Origin of the sequence: Nonlabens marinus S1-08 (genome assembly GCF_000831385.1) — a bacterium.
Taxonomy (GTDB): Bacteria; Bacteroidota; Bacteroidia; order Flavobacteriales; family Flavobacteriaceae; genus Nonlabens; species Nonlabens marinus.
This window is the reverse complement of sequence record NZ_AP014548.1, coordinates 974,725-991,856: the sequence shown is the minus strand read 5'-3', so window position 1 is coordinate 991,856 and position 17,132 is coordinate 974,725. Positions and strand designations below refer to the sequence as shown.

The window sequence follows — 17,132 nt, the reverse complement described above, 5'->3', positions numbered from 1 at the left end:
GTTTTTTCTGACTCAAAGTATTACACTCTGCAATTATTTCTAAAAACTAAGTGTCATTCCTGCTAAGAAATTAATTCCTGCCTGTGGGTAAAAACCAGCGCCTTCCACCGTATTTACAATTCCCGGATTACTAAAATCATCATCAAATGTGAAATAGTATCCATTAGACACATACTTTTCATCAAAAATATTATTGACTAGACCAGTAAAAGTGATGGTTTCAAAAATAGACTTGGGTTCTATGGTATAAATCAAGTTGATGTCGTTAGTGAAATAACTATCCAATTTTGAAGCTGGCGCCTCCGTATTGCTCATGAATTGCTCACCAACAAATTTACTAAGCAACGAAACTTGAAAATTCTTTACCGGCTGGAAAACGATAGCATTTGCTCCTACCACACTAGGCGAGAACGCAATCTCCGTACTTCCCAGATTTTGGATCTCGCCATCAAATGAACGGATAGTTTCCGTATTCTTATTGCTGCTCAACGCAAGATTAGGTTGTAAGGTGAGTTGAGGCGTTACAGGGATTACTGCTTCCAGCTCTAAACCAAGGCGGTAACTTTGCCCACTATTGGTTCTTAAGGGTGCTCCTACATCATTGATCTCACCACTCAGTACCAGCTGCTCGTCGTAGAGCATCAAGTAACTGTTTGCATTAAAGCTGAAATTACCTTTCTTATGTCTCCATCCCAATTCAAAATCATTCAATTGTTCTGGATTGATGTTTGGGTCGCTTTCAAAATCGTTCCTGTTAGGTTCGCGATTTGCTCTAGCATATGAGAAATACAAGTCGTTTATCTCATTCAATTCATAGGTGATACCTGCTTTAGGATTGAAGAAGGTAAAATTCTCGTCCACCACAAAATTCGAAAGATCAGAATTAATTCCTGAAGTACTATAATCCACATTCCTCACTTGAAGATCGCCATATAATTGCACCCTATCATTAAGTTTGAAAGTAGCTTTCGCGAAAGCGGAAAAATCATCTTTCTTCCCATTTCCATCATAATAGCGATCTCTAATATTGCTCTGGCTGGCAAATCGTGCCCAGATCACTTCGCCAAAATGGTCTCCATCATAATGACTATACGATGTTCCAAAAATCAGGTCGAGTTCATTAGTCTTATAATTGGCATTTGCATTGATTACATAATAATCATTGTCCAACCACCTGCGACGCACTAAGTCAGTAGAGTTTACGAGCTGACCATTCACTACTAATGGGTTAAAACCGTAGGTGTCAAAATCATCATCTTCTCTATACTGTTCAAAGAAGCCACGTCCATAGGTATAATTCAAACCAATGTTAGTAGACCAATTCCCATCATATCGCTGATTCCAGTGCAACTGATAGTGATCCTGTTTATAATCATCCACTTCATTGTCATAAAATCTGGTAACACCATTCTCATCTTCATATTGACCAGCAGGATTGAAGGTGCGGTCGTTTTCTAAGGTTTCTTTATCTATACCAAACCAAGACTGATAAGTGACCTCGCTACCGCCAAAAGTGACGGCCTTGATCAACGTATTATCATCCACATAGGATCCTTGTAAAAAGTAGGATTTTAAATCAGTTGAGGCGCGATCAATGTAACCGTCAGAGGCAATATTAGACAGGCGCCCTGCAATTTCAAAATGATCGTTCATCAGTCCTGTGGAGAATTTGACCGTGTGTTTTCGGCTATTGAAACTTCCAAATGAATTGGAGATTTCTCCGCTGGCATCCTCATTGACCACATCAGTCAATATATTGATACTCGCGCCAAAGGCGCCACTACCATTCACACTGGTTCCCACACCACGTTGCAATTGCAAACTCTCGACGGAGGATGCAAAGTCACCCAGGTTCACCCAAAAGGTTCCTAGGGATTCTGCGTCAGAATAAGGAATACCGTTGATGGTGACATTAGTAGACTGCGAACTTACACCGCGCACCCTCAGGCCTGTATAGCCAATTCCTGCACCAGCATCACTGGTAGTCACTACAGATGGTAAAAAATTGAGCAACATAGGAATGTCTTGCCCCAGGTTACGTTTGGCAAGTTCTTCCTTGGACACATTGCTGTGGGTAATGGGTGATTTAGCATCTACCCTTACGGCTTTTACAAGTACTTCACCCAGTTGTTCTGTTTTGGTGGTGTCTTGTGGTTGTTTGTTTTGTGCTGATACCGTGCTCGATAGTGTTAATGCAACGGCTAGTACAGCGACAGAAAAATGTTTCATATGAACTTAAATTAGTTCAAATAAAAGGGGCATTTATTCGGTCTTGGTTAAAATAAAATGTTTGAGAGGATTCTCGTTTATTGATGGCAAGCCGATTCGAGCGACAGTCGAGAATGGCTTGTTATCAAATCCCTTGGCAGCATTACCTGCCCAGGTTCCTCGGGTATAATCTCAGCCTTCGGTTAAAAAAGCACCCCTTGAGATGCCGCAAAAGTACAGTGTAAAATCAGAATCGAAAGTAAAATCAAAAATAATTTTAAGGTTTATTTCGCTTTCGCGAAAGCGGAATATACATTATCCTTAAATTGAACTTTTTAAGCATATACATGTTCAAGTTTTCGACGAAATGGCAAAAGATATACCTGCCATTTATCGCCTTATTGATAGGTTCATTTTTTAGCTACAATATCTTAAGATGGCTATTAGATTTTGAACTTGGATGGGTCACTTTACCAAAATGGGCTTGGAATTTCTGGATCCCTTTTTTCTTTCCTTGGATACCAATATTTATTTGGTATAGAAAAAAATTGAACTTGCTTGACTACAGACATGACAAGCTGCGCCGTACGATTCCTTTTCTCTGTGCTTTTCTTATCTCCTTACCTCTAATCATAAGTCAGTTTAACTTACATAAAGCAGCTTTTGAAATCATCACAGTTCAGGTACCCGCTACCATTAAAAACTATCCTGAAGAACGCTATTTTCGGATTAATAGATTCGGATTGGAAAAAAAATTGACCTGCGAAGACACATTGCTCTCTATAAATATTAGAGGAATGAGAGGAGGCAATAATGCGAAAATCTATCTAAACTTTGCTGGACGTTTTGAGGGTCAAGAAACCATTTATTTTGGCGTTCATTATCAGGACCAGTTAAATAATATTAAAAAATATGAAAAACAGAATGAGGAGGTAGCGGTATTTTTGAATGAATCGAGACTGGCATTTACCAAACAAGACTTTCAGGAGTTCGCATATTTTGAAAAGGTTGTTGCTCCAGTTGACAAAAAACCATATATCGATGCATTATCTGCTTGCAATATTGATGCGGGAGAAGATTCGTTGATTCTTATACCTAGGAAGCGTTCGCACCATTTTGATTTGGGTAGATCAATCTTTGATTATGGGATCGCCTTTATAGTATTATTTAGCATATTTTTTCTTTTTACATTTAGAAGAAAAATCTCAAACTCAATGAACTAAACTTCCAAAGATGTCCAACACGGGTTTAATTATTGAAGAGCGCAGTCGCGATATAGGCGACTTTCTAGTGGGAAGATTGATTCCTTTCCGTAAGAAGCGCATGGTAGGTCCATTTATTTTTATTGATCATATGGGACCTGAAGCGTTAGGTCCAGAGAAATACATGGATGTGGATCAACACCCGCACATCGGGTTATCCACTTTAACTTATTTGATGGAAGGCGAGTTGCAACACCTAGATGGAATTGGGACCAACCAAACCATTTTACCTGGATCAGTCAACTGGATGGTAGCCGGAAAAGGAGTCACACATACCGAACGCACGCCTCAACACCTACGCGCCTCCAATACCGAATTTACCATGCACGGCTATCAAATTTGGGTCGCACTTCCAAAAGAACTGGAAGATATCGAACCCGAATTTTACCACATAGAAGCCGATGCGTTGCCCGCATGGCAAGATCGTGGCGCAGACTTCAAACTAGTCGCTGGAAAAGGATATGGTAAGGAATCACCCGTACCTGTGCATTCAGAGCTTTTCATGATTGACATCAAAACCACAACCGATTATCAATTCAAAGCCGCCGGAAATCTATCTGGTGAAATAGGCATCACCATCGTCACAGGAAGTGTTACCGCTTGCGGTGACGTGATTGAAGCAGGAAATATGCTGGTCAGTAAAACCGAAGATGTCTGCGACATAACCATCAAAGCCGGCAGCCACATACTGATTTTTGGCGGTGAGCCGTTCCCAGAAGAGCGGCATATCTACTGGAACTTTGTAAGCCATTCTAAAGACAAGATTGAAGCGGCTAAAGAAGCCTGGAAAGACAAGACTTTCCCTATGATGGAAAATGATGATACTTATGTGGCGTTGCCGGAATAACTTATAATATTCAAGAAATACTTGTATTTTTAATAAATTCTTGAAAATGGACAGTTTCTTGCCTGCTAGCTTTATTTTAATATTAGTTCTTTCCTTAATCGGATTATGGATTTATTGCATCGTTGACATCGCGCGGAGCACCTTTAAAAAAGATGACAACAAATTAATCTATATTCTAGTGGTTGTTCTTGCGCCGGTAATTGGAATTCTACTTTATCTAGCCCTATGGCAAAAAGAAAAGGTTAGAGAACTTCAATAATATTTTATTCGATTTCAATCCCAAGAAATCGTAAAGTAATGTTAGCAACCACAAAACTTGACCTCATTTTCTTTAACTTGTAGGAAATCGCTTTAGAGCGATGAACTAATTAAAAAAGAAAACTATGAAAACGCCAAACTTCGAAGAAACTAAAGGAAAACACCCAATACCTCACGCTAAAGGAATTGCTAAGGACGATAATCTACAACCAGATTCCATCAAGAAAGGTGAGGCTGCAAAGAATAGTAGCGAGGAAGAGTAGTTAAGTTTCTATATGAAAACAGAAAAGGCGCAGAAATAATTCTGCGCCTTTTCTGTTATGAAATTAACATGAGAAGCAGACTATCTTGGCTCTACATACTTGAATTTCTCCCATTTTTCTGGAAGCTCATTGGTGACTTCTAATTTGTTTGAAGTAATGTTTGGCCTGATCATAATAACCTTAGTCTGTGAATTAACAGTGACATCATGGGAACTTCGCATATTTACTAAGTCAAGATGCAATACGTCAAACTTGTAATCTCCATCAGTTAGATTAATGATTACATATTCACTTCCACGTAATTGCCCTAAAGCTTTATCGTTTATGTGAATATTGAGCCTTTCTGTATTATCTGCTTTATGAAAAACATTGGAGCCGTTATATATCATAATCTTTCCGTTGCCCAGCTGATCTAATTCAACATTTTCAATTTTTTGATATTCCATCTGGGATGGAATAGGCTTCAAGGCACAAGAAGTCAACAAGGCAAATGAAGCAATTAGCATTACGCTTTTTAAATTCATAATTAAAAATTTATTTAAAGTTATGCTATCGTAGCTCCATTCACTATAGCATCATCTAAAATTATAAAACCACATTTTCGCCTTTCCTTTCAAAAGTGAACTTTGATTTTAATTATAACTCTATTGTTTTAAAAGTTCAATTAAACCAAGATTATAGGGTTGATCTCAGATTAAAATAATTAGTAGTTTGAACTTTGTGATAGATTGTTTTTCCGAGGGTAAAAATTCTGGCACTTTTCAAATCCAATTCTTCTGAATCAGTTTGCGCGTAGCTAATTATTTGCATTTGCTGATTATTTAGTGCTGTTTGTAATGACTGATGGGTTTTATCATTTGGTAATAATAAGTACATAACATCCTGATTGTTTTTGGTTATTGATTGAATTGTCAGCTTGTATTTTTCAATTTGCTCCAATTCTATCTTTCCAGATTGAAAAGCGATTCTTGCCTCTGCAGAAAAAAATTCAAATTGTTGTATAGATGAACTATAACTTGAAATAGCATTTCGAAAATCATCGAGCCATTTATTTCTTGCATTTTGTTTCGCATTTAGATAAGCCCCCATTATAGCAAAAAACGAAGCTAAAAAAACAGTGAATATCGATAGGTATGGCAAAAATTCTTTCATAATAATTACATTATGCTATGGTCGCCCCATTCACGATTGCATCATCCGGATTTACAAAAACCAGTTTCCCTTCAGGATCTTCAGCTAATAAAATCATTCCTTGAGATTCTACGCCCATCAATTTTCTGGGTGCGAGGTTCGCCAGAACGGTTACTTTTCTGCCTACTAATTCTTCTGCACTGTAGTGCTTTGCTATTCCTGAAACAATGGTTCTTTTGTCGATGCCCGTATCTACGGTCATGACCATCAATTTGTTGGACTTCGGCAATTTTTCTGCGGTTAGGATTTCTGCAACGCGCAGGTCCATTTTCATGAAATCATCGTAGTTAGTTTCTTCTTTCTGTGGCATAAGATTAGGTGTTGTGGATTTGTTGGCAGCTTTGGTTGCTTCCAATTTTTGCAGCTGCGCTTCTATTTGTTCGTCCTCGATTTTTGAGAATAGCAATTCGGCTGTATTGATTTTGTAGCCGTGGTGCAATAGTTCTTGTTTCTCAGCAATGTCGTTCCATTCGATCTTGACTAGATCTGTACGCAGTCTCGCTGCAGGATTTGACGCGATGTTGAGCATGTCCTGTAATTTCGTAGCCGTATGCGGTAGGAATGGTTCTGCAAGAACGGCTAGTGCTCCTGCAATTTGTAGACCAATAAACATGATGGTTTTGACACGTTCTGGATCGGTTTTGATGAGTTTCCAAGGTTCTTCATCGGCTAGGTATTTGTTTCCTAGTCGTGCGAGATTCATGAACTCGTTTGCGCTTTCGCGAAAGCGATATCGTTCCAGACTATCTTCTATGCTTTTGGGAAATGCATTAACGGCATCAAGCGTTTCTTGATCGACCGCCGTAAACTCGCCAGGCTGCGGCACTACTCCATCGTAATATTTATGCGTCAATACCAGGGCGCGATTGATAAAGTTCCCCAGCACGGCCACCAATTCATTATTGTTACGCGCCTGGAAATCCTTCCAGGTAAAGTTATTATCCTTAGTTTCTGGAGCGTTTGCAGTCAATACATATCGCAACACATCCTGTTGATTAGGAAAGTCCTGTAAATATTCATGCAACCAAACCGCCCAATTTCTAGAGGTCGAGATCTTGTCGTCTTCCAAGTTTAAAAACTCGTTTGCTGGAACGTTGTCTGGCAAAATAAATTCACCGTGCGCCTTCAACATCGCTGGGAAAATGATGCAGTGAAAAACAATGTTATCCTTGCCTATAAAATGAAGCAGTTTTGTGTCTTTATCCTTCCAGTAATCTTCCCAATTCTTGTCATTATCTGCTGCCCATTCTTTAGTAGCTGATATATAGCCTATAGGCGCATCAAACCAAACGTACAACACCTTGCCATCAGCACCTTCTACAGGAACTGGAATTCCCCAATCCAGATCACGGGTTACCGCGCGTGGCTTGAGACCGTCGGTCACCCAACCTTTTACTTGGCCCAATACGTTAGTTTTCCAATCAGCCGCATGGCCTTCCACAATCCACTCATTGAGCCAGTCACTATATTGGTCCAGTGGCAGGAACCAGTGTTTGGTCTCGCGCAATTCTGGAACGTTGCCAGTGATGGCGCTTTTGGGCTCGATCAAATCGGTTGCGTTGTGAGAAGTTCCACAGCGCTCGCATTGATCGCCGTAGGATTCTGGATTGCCGCATTTCGGACAAGTTCCCACGACAAAACGGTCGGCTAGAAACTGATTAGCCTCAGCATCATAGAGTTGTTCTGTGACTTGCTCGATAAACTTGCCATCATCGTATAATTTAGTAAAGAATTTACTTGCTGTTTCATGATGAATAGGCGCACTAGTGCGGCTGTAATTATCAAACGAGATACCAAATTCTTCAAAAGAATCTCCAATGATCTTATGGTAACGATCCACGATTTCCTGTGGTGAGACGCCTTCTTTTTTGGCCTTAAGCGTAATAGGCACCCCATGCTCATCGCTCCCGCAAATAAAGGCAACGTCTGCACCTTTTAATCGCTGGTAACGCGCATAAATATCTGCCGGTACGTAAACGCCTGCTAGGTGACCTATGTGAACCGGTCCGTTAGTATACGGCAATGCCGCGGTAATCGTAAATCGTTGTTGATTGCTCATGAAATCGTATCAAAGCCACAAATTTACAATAACTGTAGCAGCTTTGATGTGCTCATGAAAGCAGTTATGGTTATCGTTAGTTCGCTTTCGCGCCTGCCTGTCGGCAGACAGGAAAGCGAAAAAACTATCCCACAACATAACAAGTAAAAGGTATTAACGATTGCTTTTGGTATACAAGGCGTAGGTCGCATTGAAGCCAAAATGTTTATTGTGGTATTAAAAAGTAAGGGCGTATAATTGATAAAATTTGCACTGATAGTAGATAGATGTCAATTTGTGCCTTTAACATATTTAAGATAGAGGTTGTTTAATATCGCTTACAGATAAAAGAGCTATGGAATTAAAAATGACCACCCGCTTAAGCATAAAAAACCGCAGCATGTCAATGACATACTGCGGTTTCATAGAAAACTAAACTAACTAGTCTGTAATGGTAATTGTTCCTGTCATTGAACCGTGAAATTCACAGTTGTAAAATAAGGTGTTGGGTGCATCCATAGGAACTGTAAAGGTCAAAGCTCCTGATACTGCACCGCTGTTCGTTACTCCATTGGTATACGTATTTGCTTGTCCTGTACCCTGAACTGTTTTGATCAAAAATGGATGTCCTGGAGTATTTAAATTGAAAGTATAGGTGCCTCCTCTTTTAAATGTGAAATTAGGATTGACTGCATTTGTCTGTCCATCTCCATTAAATATATATGAAGTCGCCCCATTATTAGTCACATTAAACGTTTTTGACTCTGCACTGCCCGTATTATTCCCTTCATTTGCCCCTATGTTTGCTTGTGCGACTACTGTATTATCACTCAAATGAATATTTACATATGCGTCAATAGTTAGGAATTGTGAATATGTTACGGCAGCTCCTCCAACGAGTTGAGAAATTTGAGTCTTGCTTATTCCTGTGGTACCGTCGATTGGGTTTAATCCAGCAATAATAGCACCTGTAGCCGCTATATCATTTTCATGAATGTGAGCTGGATAACTAGCACCATTAGCAGTACCGTTTAAATTAACTGTAACAAGTGTTGTAGCGTTTACACGCTGAGCAAATTGCACGTTACCACTAATTCCTGAACCACCAGTTGCATTGAGCGTATAGGATTTAGTTTCACCTGTCAACTCGTTCTGGCCTATATCGCCTTGTGCAATCAGGGTAGACAGATTAGTAGCACTTTCATGAACATTAATGTAACCGTCAAACCCTAACAGACCTTGATAAGTTATAGGCGTTCCATCTTTAAGAGTGCTAAAGGTGGTTGTACTTTTTCCAGTGGCTCCATCAACGGCCTCAAGATCAAGAACAATGCTACCAGTTTCAGCAGCCGTATTCATATGGATGTGCGCTGGATGTGTATTGCCTGTGCTTGTGTTTTGAAGAGAAAGCTCTATACTTAAAGTAGCGTCGCTTTTTTCTATAAATGTAGCAGTGCCCGATATGGAAGGATTGCTAACAGAACCTAATGTGTATACTTTAGAATTTACAACGGTCGGCTCACTTGCTTCATCTAAATCGTCATTAGAATCGCAGCTCAGGAATGCCAAAGGCAAACAAAACAAGGTCAGCAATAATTTTTTTGAATTTTTCATTTTTTTTGAATTTTCGTTTTGTTTAAGGCGTACTAAGTTCTTTTCAGTCGCGATTAATAGTGTTTAATAACTTAGGTACGTAAACACAGGGCTTTAGGTTGTAAAAAGGTAGAGGAAAATGAGATTATTGGATCTCCGTTCAAATTAATATACACATCAACCTTCTATAGCATCATTCCATCCATCCTATTACTATTTACCATTCTTAGATATTGATGCCATGAAAGGACTTTAGATCATTTTTTTAGCAATGGTCATTTATTCCTGTAGATAAGATGAGCCTAAAAAAGCTGTAAAAGCTGTAAATTGTAAGCTTTCGCGAAAGCGTAAATACCACTACACTCATGAAAATAATTCTCTTTTGTGCTTTATTCGTCTGTTTTGCAAGCTGTAAAAAGGAATCTCGAGACACCCCTATCAACGCCGGGTCAAGTGATTTGTCCCCTGTGGAAGCTAGCGAAATGAAAGTGGATACTCCAGAGGAAGTTGCCTATTGGACTCTCGAGAATCTAGCTGATGCGATTAGGGAAAATAGGCTGGCTAGCGCTTATCCTGACTTGATTATGGAAGAAGATGTGATGCTCTTCGGTGAGGGGACTATCGAGCGGCCTGTCAAAATTTTCAATAGCGGGACTGATGATCAAATCCTAGTTTCTTACGAGAATGGAAAACCTTTTGAAATGCTTTATGGCGATCGTGGACGCTGGCGCACTAGACATCCTATTTATATAGGACTGCCTATAAAGCAACTGAATGACATCAATGGAACTGCAGTACAATTTGCTGGATTTGGCTGGGATTACAGCGGCCTTATACGTTTCAATGGAGGTTCTATCAATGAGGATAGGTATTCCATTTTTGTATCGCCTAGTTATAACGACATCAATGAGGAGGACGCATATGAGTTTATGGGCAGTACTTTTTTTGATTCTGACGCGGCAAATGTTGAAAAACTTCATTTATACGTTTCCAGCATTACCTATAAGTTTTAAAAGCACAGTTATCTTTGTGAACTGAAAAATTCAATTCCATGAAACGATTTTTGATTCTATTTCTTGCTATTACTTTGATTGCCTGTAAAGATGATCAAGAATCTGTGGATCCTTGGGATGCAGAGCGATTGGTCAGTTTAATATCAGCAGGTCCAAATTGGGAAAAAGAATACAATGATGCCAACATATCTACTGAAACTAAGTTTCTAGACGAATACAATGCCGAGCGTACCGTCAAAACTTTATATCCAGAAACCGAAGATGAGCTGGTCATTATCTACAACGGCGATACTCCGGAAACGCTTTATTGGTATAAGTCTGGACAATGGACCACGCCTTATGGAACCGTAGGCGACCCTATCACAAAGCTAGTAGAAGCTAACGGTGCGAGCGTTAAATTTTACGGTCTAGGCTACGACCTACCTGGTAAAGTGAAAATTGATAACGGCAACCTGGTCGATAAAAAAATAACTTTTGCGGTACGTCCAACATCAGATCTTATCCCAACAGAATATTACAGTTATAATAGCTTTGACTCTTCCAGTCCTGAATCAAAAGACCTCAAGCTTTACATCACCCGGGTTCAAATGGATATTCCTGTTACTAACGGCCCTGCTACAAAATAACTTTAGGTACAATAAAAAGTTTACACCCTGTTCTGGTAGAAGTTTTTATGCTGTAGCTATAAGATCCTAGTGCCTACAGTTGAAGTAATATTCCTTACTTTTTTACCTCTTAGGGTTAAAGGTGCTGGTGCTGTCGAGGGTTCAGGTTCTTTGTAAGAATGTCTTTGAAAACTCCTATGGCGGTCCCTTGATGTTTTGCCCCCCAGAGTCGTCATCATAATACAGGTACAATTGATAGGTGATCTGGTTTAATAATTCGTCTGTTAAAAGATTTTAAGAGGTGGGTATTTCGCTTTCGCGAAAGCGAACTTTCCCACAAGCACAAAGCCACATGGGCTTTCATTTTACAACTGCGGTTTATATTGTATTTTTAATAAATTCCCTAAAACAAGTAATGCCCTATTATCAGTCTTTCTCACCGCTCGAATCCAACTCTCACATCCGTATTCTTTGCACCGCTAGAATTGCGAGTGTAGAAAAACTTGCCCCTGCGATAGGCTGGCTCAAATCACAAGGGTATCAAGTAAGTCTAGGAAAAACGATAGGTAAAAAACACCATCAATATGGAGGCTCAAACGAGGAACGCCTTGCTGATTTTCAAGAAGCATTAGCAAATCCTGCCATTGATGCGATCTGGATCGCTCGTGGTGGTTATGGAAGCATCAAGATTGTAGACGATATTGACCTGAGTATATTGGAAGGTCGCAATAAGTTGTTGCTAGGCTATTCTGACGTTACTAATTTGCATGGATTGTGGCAGCGACATGGATTGCAAAGTGTGCATTGTTTCATGCCGCAAGAGTTTCCTGAAAAATCAGAAGAATTGTTGCGCAGCTGGAGTCGGGTTGTTACTGGACAGTCGCAATCTTTGACTTTTGAAAATACAAATGAAATAGAGGAGCAAGTGATTACTGCGCCAGTGATAGGCGGGAATTTATCAGTTCTATTGAGCATGCTATCATCCCCAACTTTTCCTGATTTGAAAGATCACATCTTGTTTATAGAAGATCTTGACGAATACCTATATCATATCGACCGGATGATGACGACGCTTAAACGTTCAGGGAAGCTGGATGATTTAAAAGCATTAGTCATAGGTGGAATGACTGACATGAAGGATCACGAGATACCATTTGGTAAAAATGCCCGAGAGATTATTGAAGAACATACGGCAGGCAAGAGTTATCCTGTGATTTTTGACTTTCCTGCTGGGCATCTTATTGATAATTATAGTTTCGTTTTAGGCAAGCCTATTACCATAGATATCCGTTCTCTTACTGTTACCATATCACAATAAAATCATGGCAGATCACAATGATCTAGGAACCGCTGGAGAAGAACTTGCTGTAGCCCACTTGCTGAAATCTGGCTATCAAATACTTGCACGGAATTATGTGTATTTAAAAGGTGAAATAGATGTGATTGCAAGAATGGGTAACACAGTTGTTATTGTAGAAGTAAAGACTCGCTCTACTCCAGATTTTGGTGATCCACAAGACTTTTTAAAGCCCGGCCAAATCAAACGATTGGTGGACACATCAGATCATTTTGTACATGAGCTAGAAGATGTTGATGTTGAAGTACGTTTTGACATCATTGCTATCATTAAAAATAAACGAGGTACTCAAGTAGAACATCTGAAAGATGCCTTTTATCATTTCTAATAAAAAAATGCGTCTGTTTCCAGACGCATTTTAACTGCACTCTATAATTTCAGAATTTAATTCTTCTTTAATTCTTTGACGGATTGCTTGGCATCTTTCAAAGCCGCGTTCATCGTTTCGTCAGATGTAATTTCTCTCACTAAATATACATATACAGGAAAATGGTCGCTGTAACCACCAGTAAATGTGTTGCCTAAAAAACTGCGGTACGGATACCCTTTGTAAGATCCTGTTTTATTTGTCAAAAAACTAGGATTGTAAATGTGAGCCTGCCAATATATATAACCTGGTTGATTTGCTTCCGCTAGCATTGGGTAAGTGAACATGATCTGGTCAAAAATATTTCCAGAATCCCTATACAATAGGGTATTGTAACCATCCTTCAACATTTGCATATAAGGATTGTAAATCATTTGAGGCTTCACCGTCTCTCTGTCCAGCTGGGCATTCAATATCGTTTTAACACTTTCATTTGTAGGGTCATCGTTTAAATCTCCCATTACAAAAATCTTAGACATCGCATCGATGCTGTGCAAGCTATCGATAATGGACTTATTCAACTGGGCAGCTGCATTACGCTTGCTTCTACTTTTCTGCTCCCCACCACTGCGCGATGGCCAGTGGTTTACAATAAAAGTCATTTTGTCGCCATTGAGCTCTCCTGTAACGACTATAGGATCGCGGGTATACACACGATCACCGTCTTCTAAGTCGTAAATCAATAATTCCTTAGAAACACTGTTCAACACTTTAAACTCTTTTTTCTTATACAGAAATCCTGTATCAATGCCACGACGGTCTGGAGAGTTGAAATGCTCAATGCCGTAATCAAACTCTCTTAATAATGGGTGGCTAACAAGGTCTTCCAACACTTTTCGGTTTTCTACCTCACACACCCCTAAAATCGTGGGTGCGGTTTGAGCTTTATCGGCTCCTATTTTACGAATGACCCGAGCCATATTTGAAAGCTTCTTTTCATAAACTTCCTCACGGATTCCAGCGTCCATTTCCAACATCGGACTGGCTTCATCGTTGATGCTCGTATCGTCTTCGGTATCAAATAAGTTTTCAAGATTGTAAAAGGCAACTGTCTGAACCTTATACTGTTTCACCTCTGTAGTTTGTGCGTGGCTCGCTTTCGCGAAAGCGAAATAGAAAAACACACTGACAATCATGTATTTAAACATATGAGAAATAATTCTAAGTTTATGTTATTGTAAAATTTGTTGCAAACGACTTGCCAAAGGTACGCTAGCCGATATAAAAACGTAGTTTTGCGCGATCACAGATAACGTTATAATAATATTAACAACGAATGAATCAATTTTACACAAGGCTTTTGCTCTTTTCGTTTATGCTGGTTTCTACAATGGGTATGGCTCAGGAGCTTTTGAAAGGTCGCGTCATTGACGAAACAACAGAGGAACCCATCCCTGGAGCGATAGTTACTATAAGAGGTTCGCAATATAGAACTACCACCGATGCTCAAGGTTATTTTGTCTTTGAAAGAGACTTAGAGCCTGGTGATCAAATGCTTATCATTGAATCAAACGAGTATTCTACCCGCAACATTCCTATTGTTATCATCATAGGAGAAACGGTCAATCTAGATCCTCTCTATCTTCAAATTGATAATGTACAGCAAGAACAAGCCATCGGTATTGTTTCCCTAACAGAAAATGACCTGGCAGAGGATGATAATGCGGCAAATAACGTTTCTGGTTTGTTACAAGCTACAAGAGATCAATTTTTGAGAGCAGCTGCTTTTGACTTTAGCGCCACTTTCTTCAGGCCTAGAGGTCTAAATAGTGAAGATGGTAAAGTCTTGATCAACGGACTAGAAATGAACAAGCAATTCTCTGGTAGACCACAATGGTCCAACTGGGGAGGAATCAATGACCTGCAACGCAACCAAACCTTTACTATGGGATTGACGCCAGCTGACAACACGTTTGGAGGTTATGGTGGTGTGCAAAGCATTGATATGAGAGCATCACAGCAGCGCGCTGGATCACAAATTTCTTTTGCGTCTGCTAATAGAAGCTATCGCGCTAGATATATGGCTACTTATAAGAGTGGGCTCTTAAGCAGCGGTTGGGCTTATGCAGTTACTGCTTCCCGTCGTGCTGGTGAAGAAGGGTTTGTTGATGGTACTTTATATGATGCGAATTCTTTCAGCTTAAATGTTGAGAAAAAGATTAGTGAACGTCATTCTTTAAATTTTACAGGTATATACGCTTCCAACCGTGTAGGTCGTAGAACGGCGATTACTCAAGAAATTAAAGATTTGAAAGGCATCAGCTACAACCCATTCTGGGGAATTCAAGAAGACACACAACGCAATTCCAGAATACGGGAAATTGATGAACCCATATTAATGTTGAATCACTATTGGGACATTACTCCAAAAGTGAAATTGAATACGAATGCTTCTTACCAATTCGGTAAAATAGGAAACACTCGAATTGATAATGGCGGAACTAGATTAGTAACTTTAGATGGGCAAAATGCATATATAGGTGGTGCGACTAACCCAAATCCAGATTACTACCAGAACTTACCTAGTTATTTCCTAAGAAATGGAACTGATGCTCAAAACTTAGCCTCAGCTTACCTTGCTCAACAAGAATTCGTTAACGATGGGCAGTTAGACTGGGTACAATTGTATGATGCGAATAGAATTGTACGCAACAATGGCGGCAACTCCATTTACATTATCCAGGAAGATCGTATTGACGACAGGCAGATCCAGGCAAGTAGTATTTTAACAGCTGATCTTGCTGACAACATCCTATTAACGGCAGGTTTGAACTACCGCAATCTCACTAGCGAAAACTACGCTATGGTTCAGGATTTGTTAGGTGGTACCGGATTTCTAGATGTGGACTTTTTTGCTGAAGAAACAACACAGGTAACTCAAGATCAAGCGGCACAATCAGACATCAGAAATCCTAACCGTATTGTAGGTGAGGGTGATCGTTACAAGTATAACTATGTCATTGATGCTGATGTTGCTTCTGCCTTTGCGCAAACACAGTTCAAGACAAATAAGGTTGATTTCTATGTGGCGGGTAGCGCTACTAGAACAGCATACCAGCGAGATGGAAAATATGAGAACGGGAACTTTCCAGGTGCTGCATCTTTCGGCAAAAGTGAGAAGGTAGATTTCATAGACTTTGGCGTCAAGGGTGGAGGTACTTATAAGATCAATGGATTGAACCTATTGGATTTTAATGCCGCTTATTTGACTAAGGCGCCTTACATAAGAAATACATTCGTCAATGCTCGTCAAAATAATGAAATTGTAGATGGGCTTGAGTCAAGCAAAAGCTATAGCCTAGACGCGAGCTACATCTATCGCTCGCCTATCGTTAAGATGCGCCTGACTGGTTATTACCTACAATTTAAAGATGAGAATGATATAGGTTTCTACTTTACTGAAGACTTAACTGGATTACCTAGTGATGATGGATCCGCTTTTGTTCAAGAAGTAATGACTAATGTTGACCGCCGCAATGCTGGTCTTGAATTAGGTATTGAATACCAAGTGACGCCTACCATCAATTTAAAAGGTGCGGCAGCAGTAGGTCAAAACGTATATACGAACAACCCAAATCTTTATCTGACTAGTGATGATTTTGCTGGACGTCAATTGACTTTTGGTGATGGAACTACTAAACTTAAAGATTTACATGTAGCTGGAGGGCCTGAAACGGCTTTACAGGTAGGATTCGAATACCGCGATCCAGATTATTGGAACATAGGTGTTACCGCAAACTACTTCGCAAACGGCTATTCAGACATTAGTAATTTGCGCAGGTCAGACAACTTTGCGTTAGATTTTGATGGTCAACCATTCACTGATTATGATGAGGATGTAGCAAGAGACTTGTTACAACAAGAGCAATTTGATGACTATATGCTTGTGAATGTAATAGGTGGTAAATCGTGGAGAATTGATAATAAGTATGTCGGTTTCTTTGCTACTATCAACAACGTATTTGATACAGAATATAAAACTGGCGGATTTGAGCAGTCTCGTAATTCCAATTTTAGATCAGTAAGAGAAGATCAAAACAACCCGACCGAAGTTTTCGCACCGCGATACTTCTTTGGTAATGGGACCACATATTACCTAAACGTATACCTAAGATTTTAAAAAGCTATAA

15 protein-coding genes are annotated in these 17,132 nt (G+C 39.7%); 9 read left to right on the top strand and 6 right to left on the bottom strand.

The features are described from left to right. Positions 1-39: 39 nt before the first annotated feature. The gene (locus NMS_RS04675; protein ID WP_041495657.1) at positions 40-2,229 is read right to left on the bottom strand and encodes a TonB-dependent receptor; all 2,190 of its coding nucleotides are present in this window, start codon (positions 2,227-2,229) and stop codon (positions 40-42) included. 326 nt (positions 2,230-2,555) lie between these two features. On the opposite strand from NMS_RS04675, the gene NMS_RS04670 reads away from it, so the two are divergent. The 4 genes from NMS_RS04670 (at position 2,556) to NMS_RS13965 (ending at position 4,838) form a co-directional block, all read left to right on the top strand. Further along, positions 2,556-3,431, top strand: a complete 876-nt coding sequence (locus tag NMS_RS04670; protein WP_041495656.1) for a hypothetical protein — start codon at positions 2,556-2,558, stop codon at positions 3,429-3,431. A gap of 10 nt (positions 3,432-3,441) precedes the next feature. Then, positions 3,442-4,317: a pirin family protein gene (locus tag NMS_RS04665; RefSeq protein ID WP_041495655.1), complete on the top strand. Its 876-nt coding sequence runs from the start codon at positions 3,442-3,444 to the stop codon at positions 4,315-4,317. Between the two features lie 46 nt (positions 4,318-4,363). Further along, positions 4,364-4,576 carry a PLDc N-terminal domain-containing protein gene (locus NMS_RS14100; RefSeq protein ID WP_052476723.1) on the top strand — a complete coding sequence of 71 codons (213 nt, stop codon included), beginning with the start codon at positions 4,364-4,366 and terminating at the stop codon, positions 4,574-4,576. A 124-nt stretch (positions 4,577-4,700) separates the two neighbouring features. Next, a complete protein-coding gene (locus NMS_RS13965) occupies positions 4,701-4,838 on the top strand; it encodes a hypothetical protein (RefSeq protein WP_173405814.1) in 138 nt (45 codons plus the stop codon). 80 nt (positions 4,839-4,918) lie between these two features. Here the strand turns inward: NMS_RS13965 and NMS_RS04655 are convergent, their stop codons facing one another. From NMS_RS04655 to NMS_RS04640, 4 genes are all read right to left on the bottom strand, one after another. Beyond that, positions 4,919-5,362 carry a hypothetical protein gene (locus NMS_RS04655; protein WP_041495654.1) on the bottom strand — a complete coding sequence of 148 codons (444 nt, stop codon included), beginning with the start codon at positions 5,360-5,362 and terminating at the stop codon, positions 4,919-4,921. A gap of 151 nt (positions 5,363-5,513) precedes the next feature. Next, the gene (locus NMS_RS04650; protein WP_148311334.1) at positions 5,514-5,990 is read right to left on the bottom strand and encodes a hypothetical protein; all 477 of its coding nucleotides are present in this window, start codon (positions 5,988-5,990) and stop codon (positions 5,514-5,516) included. 10 nt (positions 5,991-6,000) lie between these two features. Further along, positions 6,001-8,088, bottom strand: a complete 2,088-nt coding sequence (gene metG, locus NMS_RS04645; RefSeq protein ID WP_041495652.1) for a methionine--tRNA ligase — start codon at positions 8,086-8,088, stop codon at positions 6,001-6,003. A 420-nt stretch (positions 8,089-8,508) separates the two neighbouring features. Continuing rightward, positions 8,509-9,681 carry a cupredoxin domain-containing protein gene (locus tag NMS_RS04640; RefSeq protein WP_041495651.1) on the bottom strand — a complete coding sequence of 391 codons (1,173 nt, stop codon included), beginning with the start codon at positions 9,679-9,681 and terminating at the stop codon, positions 8,509-8,511. A 344-nt stretch (positions 9,682-10,025) separates the two neighbouring features. On the opposite strand from NMS_RS04640, the gene NMS_RS04635 reads away from it, so the two are divergent. From NMS_RS04635 to NMS_RS04620, 4 genes are all read left to right on the top strand, one after another. Beyond that, a complete protein-coding gene (locus NMS_RS04635; RefSeq protein WP_148311333.1) occupies positions 10,026-10,673 on the top strand; it encodes a hypothetical protein in 648 nt (215 codons plus the stop codon). Positions 10,674-10,711: 38 nt separating this feature from the next. Next, complete coding sequence (locus NMS_RS04630; protein WP_041495649.1) at positions 10,712-11,299, top strand: hypothetical protein; 588 nt, start codon at positions 10,712-10,714, stop codon at positions 11,297-11,299. A 394-nt stretch (positions 11,300-11,693) separates the two neighbouring features. Then, the gene (locus NMS_RS04625) at positions 11,694-12,596 is read left to right on the top strand and encodes a S66 peptidase family protein (protein WP_041495648.1); all 903 of its coding nucleotides are present in this window, start codon (positions 11,694-11,696) and stop codon (positions 12,594-12,596) included. Between the two features lie 4 nt (positions 12,597-12,600). After that, on the top strand, positions 12,601-12,963 hold the full coding sequence (locus NMS_RS04620; RefSeq protein ID WP_041495647.1) for a YraN family protein: 363 nt from the start codon (positions 12,601-12,603) through the stop codon (positions 12,961-12,963). Positions 12,964-13,019: 56 nt separating this feature from the next. Here the strand turns inward: NMS_RS04620 and NMS_RS04615 are convergent, their stop codons facing one another. Further along, positions 13,020-14,150 (bottom strand): endonuclease/exonuclease/phosphatase family protein, encoded by a 1,131-nt coding sequence (locus NMS_RS04615; protein ID WP_197539476.1) that lies wholly within the window; start codon positions 14,148-14,150, stop codon positions 13,020-13,022. A 128-nt stretch (positions 14,151-14,278) separates the two neighbouring features. Between NMS_RS04615 and NMS_RS04610 the strand changes: the two genes are divergently transcribed. After that, positions 14,279-17,122, top strand: a complete 2,844-nt coding sequence (locus NMS_RS04610; protein WP_041495646.1) for a carboxypeptidase regulatory-like domain-containing protein — start codon at positions 14,279-14,281, stop codon at positions 17,120-17,122. Positions 17,123-17,132 lie beyond the last annotated feature (10 nt).